This is a genomic window from Novosphingobium rhizosphaerae (assembly GCF_050920675.1).
In the GTDB taxonomy this organism is placed as follows: Bacteria; Pseudomonadota; Alphaproteobacteria; order Sphingomonadales; family Sphingomonadaceae; genus Novosphingobium; species Novosphingobium rhizosphaerae.
The window spans coordinates 40,675-57,957 of record NZ_CP137863.1; the positions used below are offsets into that span (position 1 = coordinate 40,675).

At 60.2% G+C, this 17,283-nt stretch carries 11 protein-coding genes, 4 pseudogenes and 1 other annotated feature; of the genes and pseudogenes, 5 read left to right on the forward strand and 10 right to left on the reverse strand.

Annotation, left to right across the window (positions count from 1 at the left end; all coding sequences use genetic code 11):
* Positions 1–57 precede the first annotated feature (57 nt).
* The gene (locus R9J51_RS22920; RefSeq protein ID WP_432788104.1) at positions 58–666 is read right to left on the reverse strand and encodes a DUF7146 domain-containing protein; all 609 of its coding nucleotides are present in this window, start codon (positions 664–666) and stop codon (positions 58–60) included.
* Between R9J51_RS22920 and R9J51_RS22925 the strand changes: the two genes are divergently transcribed.
* A complete protein-coding gene (locus R9J51_RS22925; protein WP_432788107.1) occupies positions 613–774 on the forward strand; it encodes a hypothetical protein in 162 nt (53 codons plus the stop codon). The two genes, R9J51_RS22920 and R9J51_RS22925, sit on opposite strands and share 54 nt — an antisense overlap.
* A 200-nt stretch (positions 775–974) precedes the next feature.
* Here the strand turns inward: R9J51_RS22925 and R9J51_RS22930 are convergent, their stop codons facing one another.
* Positions 975–1,241 carry a WGR domain-containing protein gene (locus tag R9J51_RS22930; RefSeq protein WP_179506768.1) on the reverse strand — a complete coding sequence of 89 codons (267 nt, stop codon included), beginning with the start codon at positions 1,239–1,241 and terminating at the stop codon, positions 975–977.
* 584 nt (positions 1,242–1,825) lie between these two features.
* Here R9J51_RS22930 and R9J51_RS22935 point away from each other — a divergent pair.
* The 3 genes and pseudogenes from R9J51_RS22935 (at position 1,826) to R9J51_RS22945 (ending at position 5,421) form a co-directional block, all read left to right on the forward strand.
* Complete coding sequence (locus R9J51_RS22935) at positions 1,826–2,980, forward strand: replication initiation protein (protein ID WP_179506770.1); 1,155 nt, start codon at positions 1,826–1,828, stop codon at positions 2,978–2,980.
* 169 nt (positions 2,981–3,149) lie between these two features.
* Positions 3,150–4,352, forward strand: a complete 1,203-nt coding sequence (locus R9J51_RS22940) for an AAA family ATPase (RefSeq protein WP_147161271.1) — start codon at positions 3,150–3,152, stop codon at positions 4,350–4,352.
* Positions 4,353–4,400: 48 nt separating this feature from the next.
* Positions 4,401–5,421 (forward strand): annotated as a pseudogene (locus tag R9J51_RS22945) (ParB/RepB/Spo0J family partition protein).
* On the opposite strand, the gene R9J51_RS22950 reads toward R9J51_RS22945, so the two are convergent.
* Positions 5,381–6,154, reverse strand: a complete 774-nt coding sequence (locus R9J51_RS22950) for a MarR family transcriptional regulator (protein WP_432788096.1) — start codon at positions 6,152–6,154, stop codon at positions 5,381–5,383. The pseudogene R9J51_RS22945 and the gene R9J51_RS22950 sit on opposite strands and share 41 nt — an antisense overlap.
* 366 nt (positions 6,155–6,520) lie before the next feature.
* Here R9J51_RS22950 and R9J51_RS22955 point away from each other — a divergent pair, with 366 nt between their 5' ends.
* Positions 6,521–7,531, forward strand: coding sequence for a site-specific integrase (locus tag R9J51_RS22955; protein WP_432788097.1), 1,011 nt, complete (start codon positions 6,521–6,523; stop codon positions 7,529–7,531).
* A 190-nt stretch (positions 7,532–7,721) separates the two neighbouring features.
* On the opposite strand, the pseudogene R9J51_RS22960 reads toward R9J51_RS22955, so the two are convergent.
* The 7 genes and pseudogenes from R9J51_RS22960 to R9J51_RS22990 form a co-directional block, all read right to left on the reverse strand.
* A pseudogene (locus R9J51_RS22960) lies at positions 7,722–9,020 on the reverse strand (IS3 family transposase).
* Positions 8,614–8,740 (reverse strand) — a sequence feature (AL1L pseudoknot). It overlaps the preceding pseudogene by 127 nt.
* A 334-nt stretch (positions 9,021–9,354) precedes the next feature.
* The gene (locus R9J51_RS22965; protein ID WP_432788098.1) at positions 9,355–10,254 is read right to left on the reverse strand and encodes an alpha/beta hydrolase; all 900 of its coding nucleotides are present in this window, start codon (positions 10,252–10,254) and stop codon (positions 9,355–9,357) included.
* A 3-nt stretch (positions 10,255–10,257) separates the two neighbouring features.
* Positions 10,258–10,779 carry a DUF3237 domain-containing protein gene (locus R9J51_RS22970; protein ID WP_179506774.1) on the reverse strand — a complete coding sequence of 174 codons (522 nt, stop codon included), beginning with the start codon at positions 10,777–10,779 and terminating at the stop codon, positions 10,258–10,260.
* Positions 10,761–12,520, reverse strand: a pseudogene (locus tag R9J51_RS22975) (tannase/feruloyl esterase family alpha/beta hydrolase). Before R9J51_RS22975 ends, R9J51_RS22970 begins: the two are co-directional and overlap by 19 nt.
* A 104-nt stretch (positions 12,521–12,624) precedes the next feature.
* A complete protein-coding gene (locus tag R9J51_RS22980; protein WP_432788099.1) occupies positions 12,625–13,935 on the reverse strand; it encodes a TonB-dependent receptor in 1,311 nt (436 codons plus the stop codon).
* Complete coding sequence (locus R9J51_RS22985; protein WP_432788100.1) at positions 13,907–14,842, reverse strand: TonB-dependent receptor plug domain-containing protein; 936 nt, start codon at positions 14,840–14,842, stop codon at positions 13,907–13,909. Before R9J51_RS22985 ends, R9J51_RS22980 begins: the two co-directional genes overlap by 29 nt.
* A 211-nt stretch (positions 14,843–15,053) precedes the next feature.
* Positions 15,054–17,274, reverse strand: a pseudogene (locus R9J51_RS22990) (beta-glucosidase).
* Positions 17,275–17,283 lie beyond the last annotated feature (9 nt).

Genomic DNA, 17,283 nt, shown 5'->3' on the forward strand with positions numbered 1-17,283 from the left:
GATCGAGCCCGCCGTTAGGCGAAGCCTCCGCGAACGGCGGATTCGTCGCAATTTTCGTCAATCGCGAGTGTGCCGACCCGGTTGGTGGATCAACTCGTTGGTTGCCGCCCAATCATCGAGACAACCCGGCGAACTTCGAATTATCTGAAGGCCGGGTCTGGCGTAAGCGATCGTCGCTCGATGTGCCGCCCTTCTTCCTGGCGAATTGTTGTCCTCGGCTATGATCAATGTGTCGAGCTCCGGCGGTAGCTTAAGGATTGGCAAGCGGGAAGCGCCCATCGCTGCCCAACAGGTTACGCCAGTCAGATTGGTGAAGGCGGCGGCATCTTCGAAGCCCTCCGCTACTGCGAGAACTCGTCCAATCGATGGCGGTTGCCATGCGCCCTGCCCGCAGCGCCCGAGCAAGAATTTACCCCGATGCTGGTTCGTTTTTGGGTCGAGAATGATGCGCTGGACTGCGACAAGGCGACCACCGTCTCGCACAGCGACGAGCAAGGCCTGATGAAATGCAGTGTTCGGCTTTCGGCCCAGAGGGCACCTCGGATGGAAGCGGACGTCGGGGAGGTCTTGGGGCAGACATCTGCCAATGAGATATTGCTCTCCTAGCGTTCCATGAACGCCGATAGCATCGCTCCACAGGCGCTGAGCGAGCTGGCTGGAATGCAGGCTTCGCGTTGGGCGGTGTTCTACGCCTCGAACTCGATCTGTATTCCGCAGGGCACGCATAATGTCGCGTGGGCTGCACCCGGCAAAGCAATGCACGAGGACACCTGACGCCCCTTGCCGGATCGATAGTGAGGGCGTCCTGTCATCATGAACCGGGCATCGGCACATAGCGTAAGAGCCGTGCCATTTGCCGCGCAGAGCTGCGACAAGGTTGACGGTGTCTTGGGTTGGGCGGAGTGCTGTCAGGGTCATGAGCTTCCCTCAAGCTCTCCCCCTCCCCTTCCCTTCAAGTTCTGCGAGTCAGGCAGTCATCCGACTTTTTGGTAAACTACTCCTATCCTCTTGAAGGCGCTGTTGCGTCTTTCATGGACCTGCCGAGCGACGATTTCGGCTTGTGCCCTGTCAGGAAAGCTCAGCGTTACACCCTGCCCTCTTGAACCGATCCTCCCCCAGCGGCGCTCAACCGTCGTCCAACCGAACAGGTCGGTTTGTATCCAGAGGTGGTAGTCTCGCGCGACGTTGCGCGAATTGTCGATGGCCTGCCAATGCCACGACTGGCTGATTGGTGTTTCCATAGTGGCTTGGTGGCAGATGCGCTGACTACTGGTCCAACCGGAAATCTGAATCACAGCTGGGTCAGTGATTCACTGAGGCGATTGGAGGGCGATATCTGGCCCATCACCTTCAAAAACATCGTCTTAAAAACGCCGCTGCTTGCAGCGGAAGGATTTCTGATTCTAGAGATTCAGATTCCGGACCGATTTATGACCTGAATTCAGGGGCCTATGCCGTTCCGCCTGACCCGATGGGGGTATTAGGCTGACCTTGTGGGGGCTACATCCTGACCGAGCGGGGGCTCTCCCCTGACCTTCTGGGGCATTCCTGACCAAATGGGGGGAGAGCCTGTCTCAGTAGATGTAGCGGGCCTTTCGAGCGTTTCCTCCTGCCTGTTTTTGTAAAAACTGAACCTTAGCTTTCGTTCGTTCATGACGCTTGCCGACTCGCAGGAATTCCGACGATTCCGTAACCCCACCCCTGCCCTTCAATCCTGACCTCTTGGGGGCTGCTCATTGATTCCCAACCTGACCTGACTTGACGCAAGAGGTCAGGTCAGGCAGCAATCACGCTCCCAAGAATCAAGCTTTGATCGCAATATGGCATGGAAACTGATGATAGCCCAATAGCTGAGGCTCCCGAGGAGAAGCCTGAAGAGGGGTCACCTGGCCGTGCGATGCGCGTTGCTGCTGCATTGAAGGCCAAAGGCGGCGACGAGTTCGCCAAGCCGGGCAACATCATCGAAATCAAATTCGTGAAAGGCGAGTCGCTGAGCCTGACTGCATCGAGGCTATTGGCGCTCATGATCCTCACCGCAGGCGGAGATGCTTGGGAGGATCGTCCTCACCGTATCCGTAAAGCCGACATCCGCCGAGGTCATAAGGGCAATGAGCGGATCAGCGACATGCTTCAGGAACTTCACCGGACCCTCTTTGCCGTTGATGATAAATCCTGGCGCGGAAAGAAGGCCACTCTCCTGTTCTCCCTGATCTCGAGATCGAAGGAAGAGACCGACGAGGATGGCGGAGAGACGGGTTGGATCGAATGGGAGTTCACGCCCGATGCGCGTAAGCTGATCCAGGCGTCTGAGACCTATGCCGTGCTTAACCGGCAAGCGGTCTTGGGTTTCCGCTCTAATTATGCGCTCAAGCTTTACGAGCTTGGAGCCCTTCGTCTCCATCGTCGGCAAGCAACCTGGCGAGGAGATATGCAGGCATTGCGTGCAGCACTCGGGATCCCACCGGAAGTCTACACGGACTTTGCTCAGCTTCGGCGCAAAGTGCTGGAGAAGGCAAAGTCCGAGATTGACCAGCTCGCTCACTTCCGTGTCGAATGGCGTGAGATCCGGCAGGGGCGTACGGTCACCGAGCTTGAGTTCCGATTTGAGCCGAAGGGTGCGCCCGAGGTCCTCGAAACCGTGGATGAGCTCGACCGGCACTCAGCGGGACGCCAAGCTAGGCGCACTGGCTCCGTCGAGACCGTAACTGCGGGGCAGGGGACAATATCAGCACCGCCCGGCCCGGCGCATGCCATCAAACAACCAGAGTCCACATTCCCTTCTTCTGGCTCGATCCGCTTTGGGCACGCCGATCTGCTTGAGGTCGCTCGGAAGCATGGTGGTGGGTGGGATGTCGATCTCATCGCGAGCGGTTTTCGCGAACATATGGGTAATCGGTTGGAGAAGCTTCGTGGCGCCAAGCTGATCGCTGCTTGGAAGGGGTTCTGCGAGGGGTGGGTAAACCGACGCGGGCGGCCCTGATTCGCCTGAATTGCACGCGTGCAATTCGCGATGCCCCCACCGAGTCAGGATGGGTCTTCGTCGCCCCGAAATTGGGCCGACAAGGCAGTTCAACTTTCGAAATTTCTGAATTTCTTGACCGAAAAGCGCAAGTGGGTGTAGCACGCTCTCAATTGCGAAAGGACAGCATGTGTCTAACGGACTTCAGATCGAAGAAGCCGAGCGTTTGGTCTCGGTCGCGACACTGGCCAGTCGTACCTCATCCGTACTCGAGAAACTCCGCGATTCCGCGCGAAGCGCCAGGGCAGACGATCGCCGTGAACCGACTTTCACGATCGGCAAGGCGGCTGAACTTGTGGGCCGGACGCCCGCTGCGATCCGGGATGCCGAGAAGGACGGCCGACTGCCCGAGCCTGCGAGAACCGACAATAACAGGCGAGAGAGATACACGCTTGCCCAACTGAACGACATGCGCGGGGTCTTCGGGACGAGGCCATATCGGGCGCCAAACGACCCCTGCTGCGTCGTTGCCGTCCAGAACTTCAAAGGAGGGGTGGGTAAATCGACATTGGCGGTTCACCTCGCGCAATATCTGGCCATCAGAGGCTACCGCGTTGCGCTTGTCGATTGCGACAGCCAGGCCTCGGCGACGACACTCTTCGGCTATGTGCCGGATCTCGACCTGACCGAAGATGATACCCTCTATCCGTTCCTGCGAGAGGGGGAGCGGTCATCCCTGGATTACGCGCTCCGCAAGACCCACTTCGATGGCTTGGAGCTGATCCCCGCCAACCTTCGTTTGTTCAACTCTGAGTATGAGTTGGCCGCGCGGATGGCGCAGGGGAACGGAGCGCTCCTTGACCGCCTGAAGGAGGGCATCGAGAGTATTTCGGATCGCTTCGATGTCATCGTCATGGATCCTCCGCCGGCGCTTGGTGCGATCTCGTTGTCTGTGCTTCGGGCCGCTAACGCATTGGTCGTACCGGTCCCACCGACCGTCATGGATTTCTCCTCGACAGCTGCATTCTTGTCGATGCTGGATGAGACGATCGAGCAACTTGCTGACCGCGGTCTTGCCCCCGAACTAAAGTTCCTCCGTTTCGTCGCGTCGAAAGTCGATGAGAACAAGTCTATGCAGAAGGAGCTGTTGCAGCTGATGCGGACGCTTTTCGGGCACGCGATGGTTCGCACGCCTCTCAAGGATTCGGCCGAGATCGACAATGCCACGGCCCGGCTGATGACAGTCTATGAGCTTGATGGCCCGGCCACGAGCTCTGCGGTTCGCAACCGCTGTCTGAACTATCTTGATGGCGTCAATTCGGAGATCGAAGTCGACATTCGATCGATGTGGCCGAGCCATCAGAAGCGTCTCCGTCAGGAGGCTTTGGTATGAGCCACTGGGAAAATTGCACGCGTGCAATTCCGCTAAGGGGAGGCTTGCATGAGTAGGAAGAACAGCGGTTTTTGCGGCCGATCTGGCAGCGGGCATCGACCTTGGGGAGGATGCTGCAGCCCCGCGTAGATCAAGCATTGCCTCCAACGTGCTTACCGGGCGCTCAAACCGCCTGGCTGATCTAGCCTCCGGAGCCATTGTATCTCGCACCCATGAGCTCGTTGACCCGGCAAGGTGCCGCATGTGGGCGGGCCATAATCGCGACTACGCCTTGCTCAATGAGGAGCGCTGTGCGGATCTGATCGAGAGCATCAAGGCACAGGGACGGCAGGAGATCCCGGCAATCGTCCGGCGATTGTCCGGAGAAGATGGCTATGATTTCGAGGTCATTTGTGGCGCACGGCGTCACTGGTCGATCAGCTGGCTGCGCACGCACAACTATCCTGACTTCAAGTTTCTGGTCGACGTCCGCGAGATCGGTGATGAGGAAGCATTCCGGCTCGCTGATATCGAGAATCGCGCAAGGGATGATCTTACCGATCTCGAGCGCGCAAAGGACTATCTCCGGGCACTGACGGCCTACTACGAGGGTCGTCAGAAGACGATGGCCGAACGGCTCAAGGTTTCGGAGAGCTGGCTCACACGGTATCTCGATCTGGCCCGCTTGCCCGAGGAGTTGACCAGAGCATTTGCAAGTCCGCAGGAGCTCGGAATTCGCAATGCGATCGCACTCAAGGCGCTCATGAAGCCGGAGGATCGGAAGGAGAGGGCTTTCCGGGAAGCGGCGCGGCTTGCCGCAGAGCGCGAACGGACCAACCATTCGCCATCGGTGCTGGAGGTAATTAAGGCGCTTTCGCTCGCGGCTGATCCCCCCAAGAAGTCAGGACCCCCCAAGAAGTCAGGAAAGGCCGAGACCGTAGCCAATGCGGTGGGCCAGCCTGTGCTTCGGATTGAGGGTGCTGATCGCAAGGGTGTCCGAATTACCTTGCTGAACAAGGGCGGTGCGACACGGCAGGAAGCCGAAGAAGCTATTCGCGCGGTACTAGATCAGCACTGGCCGGTATCATAGCGCTGTCGGTCTCGCGCAGGAGCACCATACCTGCTTCTTGCAGCGACGTCACCGATTGGGAGGCGGTACGCTTTGTGACGCCAAGTCCTCTGGCAAGTTCCGCCCTCGTCAGCGGGCCAAGGCCGACGATCATCCGCCAAGCATGTGGGGCGGTTGACGAGGCATAGAGGCGTCCAGCGAGCTGCTTGCCGGCCAGGGTGACAGCATCTCGCATCACCCGCAAATCAGCCTCAGCCTTGTTGGAAGCTGTTTCGAGCGCCGAACGGAGAAGGACGGGCAGGGGCTCTTCGTGGAATTCGCGGAACAAGGCCCGCGGCATGATGCCTGCTAACGCCAGCGGGGCAGACCCCAATCCGAAGAGATGGGGCCTCATCGCTGCAGCTAGTGAGGCAGCCCAGGCAGCACCTCGCGGTGCCGAGCGCGTGATCGCTATCCCGCCGACCTGGACCATCTCGCTGCCGCCTTCGAAGAAGTCGAACTCCTTGCTCCGCAGCTCTTCAAGCCACTCGAGCAGGGTGCCCTGAGGATCCCTGCTGGGGAGCAAGGCGTCGAGCCGTGCTATCGCGCTGTCTGCGGGGGCATAGGCTTCGGTGAAGCCTTCAGTCTGGCCCTTGGCTGCCAGGACCTGCTTGGCAGCTTTGGCGAGGGCAGGGGGCGCACGTCGGCCGATCCACGACAAAAACTGTCGGCGCTCCTCCGAGTACCACGAGCGGACAAGTTCGCTCGCGTTCACTCCCGGATTATGGGCGATCCCAAGATTATCAAAGGATAGTCGCGAACATGCACGCGCCATAGGCGCCGCAATGAAGCGAGTGCCAGACACTCGGCGAGTTCCGGTGTGATGAAGGGGAGGGCACCTTCAATCCGTGCAAGGGTCAGTTGCCAAGGAGAAGCCGAAAACGCCATCGGTCAGAAAGTATATTAATCGCCTAAAAAGTATACCCTGCTTGTATGGTCGTTTTGCTGTCCGATAAATGCCCTTCACGGACAACATGATAATCTATATAGAGTGGCTCAAATCCACTGCAACGCCGCCGCTCTCCCAAGGGCAGAATGCCGGAGAAACGCGCGGCGCGACGGAGCATGAAGGAGAGGCGCTTTGGCTGACAGCAACGGGATGATCGTTGAGGTGCCGATCGATGAGGGCGTCGTCCCGCTCGGACAGACAATCCCGCCGCAGCTCGCCGCCGAAATCGAGGCCGCACGTTCCTACAGGGCGCGATCCAAGGCCGCGAATACCGTCCGCGCCTATGACAGCGACTGGCGGCAGTTCGAACAATGGTGCTGGACGCGCGACCTCGAGCCCATGCCGGCGATGCCCGAGGTGGTCGCTACCTGGTTGGCGTCACTGGCACAGGCGGGGAGGGCGGACAGTACGATCGGACGGAACCTTGCCGCTATTGCATGGCATCACCGGCAGGCCGGGCACGTGGCCCCGCAGCACCGTGATCCCCGCGATGTCATCGCCGATACGCTCGCCGGCATTCGGCGCGAGCAGCGCGCACGACCGACCCGCAAGAAGAGCGCCATTCTGGCGGCCGATCTGGCGCGAATGATTGCAGCTGTAGAAGGATCGAGCCCGCGGGCGATCCGTGACCGTGCGGTCATGGCGCTGGGCCTTGCAGCAGCGCTGCGGCGCTCCGAGCTGGTTGCCCTACAGCTTTCCGACGTCGAGCTCGTTCGTGAAGGGCTCAAGCTGACGATCCGGCACTCGAAGACCGACCAGGAGGGGGAGGGGCAGGTCATCGCAGTTCCGTCGGGCAAGGTGCTCAAGCCCGGTCTCCGCCTCAACGAATGGCTGAGCGTAAGGGGAGGGGAGGCAGGTCCCCTATTCTTTCGCACCGATGCGCAAGGTTTGATGACGAAGGAACCGATGTCTGATCGTTCGGTGGCGCGGTTGATCCAGCGTTACACCGAGAAAGTCGGGCTCGATCCCACTGCGTTTGGAGCGCATTCGCTGAGGTCTGGGTTCTTGACGGAAGCAGCGAAAGCAGGCGCTTCGCTGCCGAAGATGCAGGAGGTCTCGCGGCAGAGAAAAGTCGAGGTTCTCCTCGGATACGTCCGTGATGCCGCATTGTTCGAGAACCACGCAGGCGACAACTTTCTCTAGGCAGGGAGTTTGATTGATTATACACCCGTTAACATCTGAAATGTGTTTTGATTTTCACTCTCATAATCAACTGATGGGGATTCACGCCCGCTCGATCATCCTTCGATGAGGTTGTGCAGCGCGGTGACAATCTGATCGATCGGCGCTCCGTTGAAGCGTCCCGGGTTTTCCGGAGGCGGTTTCATTTGAGTTATGCAACCATATCTAGGGTTTCTCGTGCTGCATAGGAGTTTGCCTCGGCTTCGGCGAGGGGGATCGGCCCGATGGGGCCTAACAGGCGGTGATTGTTGAACCAGTCGACCCAGCGCAGCGTCGCCATTTCCACGGCCGACACGCTTGGCCAGGATCGCTGCCGCCAGATCACTTCTGCCTTGTAGAGGCCGTTGATCGTCTCGGCCAAGGCATTGTCATGGCTGTCGCCGACGCTGCCCACCGACGGGACGAGGCTGGCCTCTGCGAGGCGCTGGGTGTAGTTCATGGCAAGGTATTGGCTTCCCCTATCACTGTGGTGGATCAGCCCGTCCTCGGGGCCTGGCCTGCGGGCATGGATCGCCTGCTCCAGGGCATCGAGCACGAAGCCCGCCGTGGCGCTGGTGCCGACCTTCCAGCCCGCGATGCGCCGGGCATAGGCATCGATCACAAAGGCGACGTAGAGCGCAGGCGACGGCAGTGCCGGGGGCACTGCCCAAAGCCGAGCCCCCGCCCAGGCATGGACGCAGGTGAAGTCGACCACCCACAGCGCGTTGGGCCGGCTGACGCGGAACTCGCGGTTGACCTTGTCCGGCGGACATGGCGTCTTCGGGTTGCTGACGGTGGTGACCGTCGTCTTGCTCCGCCGCACGCCCGCCAGGCCCATGGCGCGCATCGGCCGCTCCACGGTGCACTTGGCGACTGCCACCCCTTCACGGCGCAGCTGGTGCCAGACCTTGCGCGTGCCGTAGAGACCGACCCGAAGGGCGGCGAAGCCAACCTGGCATCGTGGACACGCTTGATGGCCTCGCACGGCTCGTCGTCGCGGCGGGCACGGGCCGGACGCCTGCCGGGATCGGCAAGCCGGGCAGAATGGTCGTGATAGGAGGACGGGGCGATCGCCAGTTCCCGGCAGATCGGCTCGATGCCCAGTTCCTCGCGGTGCATATCGATGAACGACATCACCATTTGCCGTGGCGCCAAGGTTCTCTGGCTCGCTCCGCCTGAGCAAAATACGCGGAGGCCTTGCGCAGGATCTCGTTGGCCCGGCGCAGTTCCTTCACCTCGCGTTCCAGCGCCTTGACCCGATCCCGGTCGCCGGCGGCCTGCGCCGCTGGTCCCGCTCGTCGGCTCGCCTCCTCGCGGCACCAGCGGCGCAGCGTCTCGGTCGTGCAGCCAACCTTGGCGGCAATGGAACTCATCGCCGCCCACTCCGAGGATAATCCACTCGGTGCTCCTCCACCATACGCACCGCGCGGTCGCGAAACTCAGGTGAAAACTTGTTCCTTGTAGCGCTCATCATGGCTCCTTCTCACAAATAGGAGCCTCCGGAAAACCCGGGACGCTTCAATTTCAGATTGCACCGGGCTGAGGCGACCTGATGAGGTGAGGGCCCCCTTCGCCTGACGCAGGCTTGGGGTTGTGCTCTGAGGAGGTTCGGGATTTCCTAGCAGCAACGAAGCAGCGAGCAAGACAGCTCATTCAGCCCCTATAAGTCTGCTGATTCTTCAGTGGCCGGACATGCTAGAGCACTTTCCGACCAATCTGGCTCACCGCGATTGGTCAGAAAGTGCTCTAATGCGCTAGATGGGGTGTCGGCTCGCCCAGCAATCTTCGGCCCTTCATCCATAGGCTCAGAAGTTCGGGCCAAGTTTCAAGCGCAGATGATAGCCCTCCCATGCCGCTGCCGTGGGGACCCGTTTGATAGGCATGAAGTTCTGCGGAACGCCGTTTTCGATGAGCGCCTGATAAAAGCGTACCGAACCAGCTACGGGCACGAGATCGTCATCGGTGGTGTGATAGATGAAGGTTGGCGGCGCGGCCTTGGTGACATGCTCCCGTGGCAGAAATCCGGCATAGTTCTGCGGCTGGCACTGGTCCGAACTGAAGTGCAGAGCAAACTCGCAATACTGTGATGTACCGTCGGCCCGGATCTGCGTGGCTTCCAGCCAGGGGTAGGCAAGAATGAGAAAATCAGGCCGACTGCTGGCGCGCTCGATGGGGTCGGCGGAAGTCGGGTCGCCTGATGTCGCATCGACTGCGGTTGTTGCGGCAAGGTGCCCACCGGCGGAAAATCCCATCATGCCGATCCGCGCCGGATCGATGCCAAACGCCGCTGCATTGGCGCGCACGAAGCGCACGGCACGCGCGCCATCGGCAAGCGGAATGGGCAGACGCGCTGTCCGGCCGACCCGATAGGTCAGAATGAACGCGGTGACTCCGCGGGCTGTGAACCACGCCGCAGGCTCAACGCCTTCAAGCATGCCGGCCAGACTGATATAGGCACCGCCGGGGGCAACAATCACTGCCGTTCCATTCGCGCGGCCGGCGTGTGGCCGCAACACCGTGATGATTGGCGTGCCGGGATCGTCTTTCCCCGCCACCGGCCAGAGGCGATAGGTATCAATATCCGTAGCAGGGATGTGCTCAAGTTCGCTTCGAACATGGTAGGAAGCGAGCGGATCTGCAGCCTTTGCGTGCGTGCACGACAACACAATCATCGGTGCGAGCAATAGTTTGAGTGCCGTCCGCATCGTTCATTTCACCTTGAAAACGCGGATCGTCAGGCCTGATCCATCAGGTCCGCTGAACGGCTGCGCAGCACCGATGAAGGCCGAGCGCGCGAGCCAATCATACTTGCCACGCGGAACTTCGAACACTGGTGTCGTTCGCGGGGGCTGGGCATGTTCTGGTACCAACGTACAATTCACGCCGGTATCGACGATATTGATGACTACGCCGTCATCGGTCTTCAACATGTAATCGGCCTTGATCCCGATGCAGCCGTCCTTTCGTTCGAGCTGCCAATCCCATCCGCCAGGCAGAATCTCGCCGCGAAGAGAGGGGCCTTCTAACCGGCCGCCCAGGATGGAGATGATATTGCGGCCACCGATCGCCGTTTCGCCGACCTTTACAGGTCTGCCGAGGAGTACCCTGGCTTCAAATACGAACTCAAGTGCAGGCGGAGGTGGAGGAGGCGGTGGGGGGCTGGTCTGCGCCGCGGCCTTGGCGCAGCCCGCCATGAAGCACACTGCAAAAGTCAGGGCTGTTTTGTGCATTGGAAACTCCCCAGGTCGTTGATCGGGCCATGGCCATCATAGACCGCGACCTTCGGATACGCGCACAGCGGACGGCTTCGTCCCGGCCACGGTGTCTGTGCCCCGGCCTTTGCGGCAATCAGTTCAGGTGCCTTGCCGTCCTCGACCCAGTGCGTGAGAGCCGCAAAAGCATCGAATTGATCCGTTGCCGGGCCGCCGCCGCAGTGCGCCATGCCAGGCACGGGAAAGACACGCACCAGTTGATCGGCCTTGCCCCGATAACGCTGGTTGACTTCACGCTGCCACCGCAAGGTATCGTTGATGGAAAATACGGGGTCCGAGACCCCGTGCGGGACAATCAGCTTGCCGCCGTGCGCGCGAAAGCGATCCAGATTGGAGGAACGCATCGCGATATCCTGCCATGCCGAACGCGGAAAAACGCGCGATGTGGCATAAATGGACTTGGCGTCTTCAGGAAACCGGAAGGCCATCTGGAAGGCGAGAAGATCTTCCGGCGCCATGCCAACTGCTTTCGGCGGAACCATGAACACGCTTGGCAGCGATGCTCCGCCCGTCAGTATGTTGAGCGACGGCATCTGCGCGCTGCCCAGCTTCCATAGCGACCAGCCGAATGTGCCAATGCCGGTGTCCCATGGCCATTCCGCATAGAGCGCCCGGCCCGAAGCATCACGCGGCCCGCCAAGCGACCTGTGCAGCGCACCGATCTTGGCCGGAGCGATACAGGCGTTGCCGGGTGCACCCGCCGCCGTGCAGGCCTTCGCCCGCAAGGCCGGCAGAACCCGTGCGCTGGTGCAGCGGCCAAACGCATTGATCATTCCGTCGGCCAGACCATCCAGCCCATCACAGGACTTGATGACCGCGTCACGCACGATCGCAAAATCGGCTTCACTGAACAGTGCCGTGAAGGATGTCGGGGTCAGCTTACCGTTTGCCGGGTTCCACAGCTTGGCGAAGGTCTGTGTATCCCAGGTCTGCGCCAAGGCCGCACGCGGCAGGGAGAAGCCAGGCGCTGCTGCGACAATCCCATCGAACATCTCGGGATAGCGCTGGGCGAAGGCCATGCCTTCCTGCCCCCCTTGGAGCAGCCGTAGAAGTAGCTGAATTTCGGCGCAGAACCATAGAACTGGCGGATCAATTCCTTGGCCGCGCGCGCGACCTTGGGCAGCGACGTGTGCCCGTAATCGCGGCGGGCTTCCGGATCGGTGCCAAAAACCGAGACGCCGCCCCGGTGAGGGTCATTGTTCGCGCCATTGTCATGGCCCGAATCTTGGCTGACCACGGCATAGCCGCGCACGAGGCCAGGCGGGTTACCCATACCTGTAGGGCCCAGGGCATTGCCAAGCTCGCCGTTGGTCCCGCCGCCGCCCTGAAAGAGGAAACGGCCATTCCAGTCCTCTGGCAGGCGCACGTGGTAACGTATGGTATAGGATTGGTTATCCCGGCCCTGCCGTGCGGGGAAGGCGGCGGTGATCTCGCAGTGCTCCGGCAGGGTTATGACCTGAACTCCGAAAGGGCTGCGATCTTCGAAGTCCTTCGGCCCCGGTGCCGCATCGATGATCGTGCCGAGAGATGCCGATCGCAGTGCTTTCAGGGATTGGCATCGCGACGCGAATGAGGACGCAGGCGTTTTTGCAAAGGCGGTTGGTTGCGGCAATAGTGCGGACGATGCGGCCAGCAGGCAGATGCTGCCCGACAGGAGCCAGCTTGTGGGCTTGAGCAAGAAGCCTTCGGTCATCGCCATTGTTCCTTTGGGCGTTAGAGCGCCCCTGAGGTCTTCCAAACAAGCAGGCCCGACCGCTAGCGGCCGGGCCTTCCATGTTTAGTCGCTAAACATGCTGTCCGAACTTAGAATTCGACACGAACTCTCACGCCATACTCGCGCGGCGCACCGTAAAACTCGTTCGAGCCGGTCTGACCAGAGACATATTCCTCGTTGGTCAGGTTGCGGCCATAAGCCTCAAGCTCCCAGTGTCCGAAGTCGAGCACGGCGCGGGCCGAAAGCAGTCCGCGCGATTGCAATTTGTCGGTCACCGGATTGTAGAAGAACCGGGTGAATTGGCTTCCCTGATAGGCATAATTGACCCGCGGCGTGAAGGTCACGCCGCCGCCAAGCTGGAACTCATACTGCGCGCCGAGATTGTAAGTCCACTCTGGCGAAAGCAGGTTGGGGCCATTGCCTGCCGTCCGCGTGAACGGGCCGTAGTTGAAGCAGGTCGGACCGTTGGGTGTACCGGCGGGGCACTGCGGGCCCAACTGGCCGACAGAACCCGGCGGCAAGAGCAGCGGGTTGACCGTTTGAAATGCCGGCAGCTTGCTGTTGACGTATGCCAGCGACGCATCGGCAGAAAAACCGCCGAATTTTGCCTGGAGTTGCGCTTCGATCCCCTTGATCTTGGCGTTGGGCAGATTGGCAACGCCGTTCAGGCCAGAGGATGTGTTGATGATTTCGAACTGGAAGCTCTTGTAGTCATTGTAGAACGCATCGACCTGCAGCCGCACGTGGCCATCCGCCAAAGTCGACTTCCAGCCAATTTCATAGTTGTTGACTGTCTCCGGGCCGAAGCTCGATATGGAGGAATTGAACCCGCCCGGTTTGTAGCCACGTGCTGCAAAGACATAAAGCAAGTTATTGCGATCGAGCTTGTAGTTCAGGGCAATCTTGCCCGTCATCCGGCCATCGTCATAAGCACCGGTAAGATCCGAAACCTGAATGCCATCGGGGCTGAGAATCCCGCGGCCAATTTTGACAAAGCCGGTCGCGTTGGTCTTGTAGGTCGAATAACGAACGCCAAGCTGGACTTCGAGCTGGTCGGTCAGCTCATAGTTGCCCTGGGCAAAGATGCCAGTTGTGGTCTTGTGAACATCGTTCTTGATATCGACCGGGAAGCCGGCAGGGTTGAGGATCAGCGCCGCATTGATCGTGTTCTTCTGCAGGTATCCACCAAGAATCCAGTCAAAGCGGCCACTTGTCGGGGAAATGAGGTTGATTTCCTGGCTGAACTGACGCTCCCGGGCGTAATAGTCGGTGAGGTTACCGGCCAGCTGGCTGGCGTCGTCATCGTAGTCCTGCTCGATGGTCTTGTCCTGATAGCCGGTGAGCGACCGCAGGGTGATGCCATTGTCGAATTCATACTTGAGTTCGGCACTGTGGATCATCGCCTGCTGGTGCTGAACGTGGGGGAGTTATAGCTGAGGTGCGAATGCCGCCGACCCGGCCCGCCGCAAAGGGCGTGCCCGGAATCGGGCGATAGGCAAAGCCTCCGGTCTTCATTTCGAAGACCTCGCTCTTCACAAGTGCCTGAAAACTGCCCGGCTTCCACAGCAAGCTGAGGCGAGCCGATTTTTCATCGAGCTTGCCAGCATCATTCTTGAACGGGCCAACGTCGGTGTAATAGCTGTCGTGGCGGCGATACTGCCCGGCAGCGCGGATCGCGAGCGTATCCGAAACCGGGAGGTTGACTGCACCGATCAGTTCCGCCGTGTCGTAGTTGCCATAGGTCGCACCTGCGTAGCCATTGAAACCATCAAGCGTGGGGTTCTGCGAATTGATGAAGATTGCGCCGCCGGTGGAGTTCGATCCCACAAGTGTGCCTTGCGGCCCGCGGAAAACTTCAATGCTGGCGATGTCGAAGAAGCTGTTGTTCTGCACGATTGGCGGCTGGAAGAGGCCGTTCACATAGGTCGCTACGCCATTCGCCACCGATGGCTGGGTTGATGCAATGCCGATGCCGCGGATGTTCGCTTGCTGCACGACGCCGGTTTCCGTCACGCTGAGCGAAGGCGCCGCGAACTGGAGGTCAGCCAACCGGGTAACGGCCTTGTCGCGCAGACCCTCGGCGTTGAGCGAAGTAGCCGCGATCGGCACGTCTTGCAGATTTTCGGTACGGCGCTGTGCCGTCACCACGATCTCGGCCAGCGTGTCATTCAGCTTGGCATCATCATCGGCTGGCTTCGCCTGCTGCGCCAGGGCTGACGTTGATGGTACCGCTATCATTCCAAGGAGCGCTACCCCCACAAGAAGCGCCTTGCGCGTTTGCGTAAAGCCATGATCCTTCTTCGACATCCTGATTTCCTCCCTCTGCATCATCGCTTGACGCGATCACATCACCGCCTGCTATATGTTTATCACGATAACCAGTCAACTGCGGTTATCATGATAAGCAGCGCCGCCTGCAGCCTTTGGGCGGGCAGGAAACGCTCTTTGGCCCATCGCCGTGATCGTGTCGCAGTAAGGTCGCGGGCCTTCCGGGGTGAGCCAAGTCAGCCAGAAAGGCTCAATCGCGCCAGGTGCGCCCCTTGATGGCAACCTTCAGGACCGGTCCCATGGCTTCTGCATTCTCGCCAAGAGCAAAGCCATATTCTCCGCCGGCAATCGTCCAGCCATCACCGTTCCAGGCCGCCAGGATTCGCGGGTCGATTGTCAGAGTGACACTTCGCTGCTCTGCCGGAGCGAGTTCGATGCGCTGGAAACCCGCGAGTCGGCGGGCCGGCTGCCCATTGCGCGAGACCAGATAGAGCTGCGCCACGGTTGCACCTGCTCTCTGGCCCAAGTTCCTTGCGGTGAAGCGCGCCGTGTTGCCCTTGATCTGGAGACCGGAGGTTTCAAACCGGGTGTAGCTGAGGCCGAAACCGAACGGAAACAGCGGCTTGCGCCCGGTGCGGGCATACCAGCGGTAACCGACATCGGAGCCTTCGATGTCGTAATTGACCGGCAATTGTGCCTCTGGCGTCGGCGCAGCACCGACAAACGTCGGTTCGACCCAGTCTGCGCCATCAAGTTTCGGGCGCGGGAGATCGGCCTCGCGGGCAGGAAAGGAAATCGGCAAGCGCCCTGAAGGATTGACCTCGCCAAACAGAATGGAGGCAATGGCCTCACCGCCGCGCGCCCCGGATACCATGCCTGCAAAACGGCCGCAGTCTTGTCGAGCCATGGCATCAGGACCGGATTGCCGGTCTGCAAAACCACAATCGTGTTGGGGTTTGCAGCTGTCACGGCCGCAATCAGCGCGTCTTGCCCGTTGGGCAGCGACAAATCCGGCTGGTCCAGGCCTTCGGTTGCCCACTTGTTGGCAAAAACGATCGCCACATCTGCCCTAGCGGCCTGCGCAACAGCCTCCGAAACATACGCGCCGTCACGATAGGTGACCTGGGCATTCGGCACCATTTTGCGAATGGCAGTCAGCGGCACCGAACTATGATATTGCTGCGAAAGGAAGTTTGCAAAGGGCATGTCCTTGGGTCCGATCTGGACCACCACGGCCGGGCCGCCCTCACCATGCACCTGGCTCGATCCTGCACCTGACAGAACGCCTGCATTGGCATAGCCGCCGATCACGGCAATCCGCTTTGCGGTGCGGGCCAGCGCAAAACAGCGCGCTCATTCCTCAGCAGGACAATGGCTTGCCGAGCCACCTCTTCTGCTACGGAGGCATTGGCGGCAAAATCAATCTTGCCCCCCGGCGTGGCCGGGTTCCTGTCCACGCCATTGGCATAGATCGCCCAGAGTATGCGGCGGTTCATGTCATCAAGTCTTGCCGCATATTTCGGATCGCGGCTGGCGGCTTGTCCAAGCGGCTTTCTGAAAAAAATCGCCGGGTCGAGCTGTGATCCCGATTGCTGGTCAAGTCCGTTCAGGGCCGTGCCCAGGTTCGGCACCGCACCCCAATCAGACATGACGAATCCCTTGTAGCGCCAATCCTGCTTCAGCACCTTGTTAAGCAGATAATCGCTGTCACAGGCCTGTTTGCCATTGACGCGGTTGTAGGCGCACATCACCGAACCCGGATTGCCGATCTCGATGCCGATCTGGAACGCGAGCAGGTCGCTTTCCCGTGCTGCGGCATCGGAGATATGCGCATCGGCAAACTGGCGGCCGGTCTCCTGGCCGTTCAGCGCAAAATGTTTGATCGTCGAAATGATATTGTTGGACTGGACGCCCGCAATGGCATTTCCGGCCAGCACGCCCGACAGCAGCGGGTCTTCCGAAAAATATTCGAACGTGCGCCCATTACGCGGATCGCGCATCAGGTTGACGCCCCCCGCGAGCATGACATTGAAGCCTTTCGCACGGGCTTCCGAACCGATCATCTGGCCGCCGCGCCTGATCAGTGCGGGATTCCATGTAGCAGCCATTGCGACACCCGAAGGCAACGCCGTTGCCCCATCATTGCGTTGGCCCGAGACATAGGAAACGCCGAGGCTTGCATCGGTTTCTTTGAGGGACGGCACCCCGAGCCGCGCAATGCCACTGGTATAACCTGCGCCGGAGATCGAATCAGCGGGAACAGGGGGCGGGTCATTACCGAAAGGCAAGGGCATGATGCTATACGTCAGGATCGTCTTCTCGGCCTCCGTCATCGCCTTAACCGTGGCTTCAGCGCGAGCTTCGGGAGCAGCCTCTGAGCCGCTGGCATGCTTTGCCTCGGCGTGCGACACCGCACTTGCGAAGGCCGCGCTGCCGCACAGCATGATGATCCTCAACCGCTTCATCGTCATGTCTGCCGT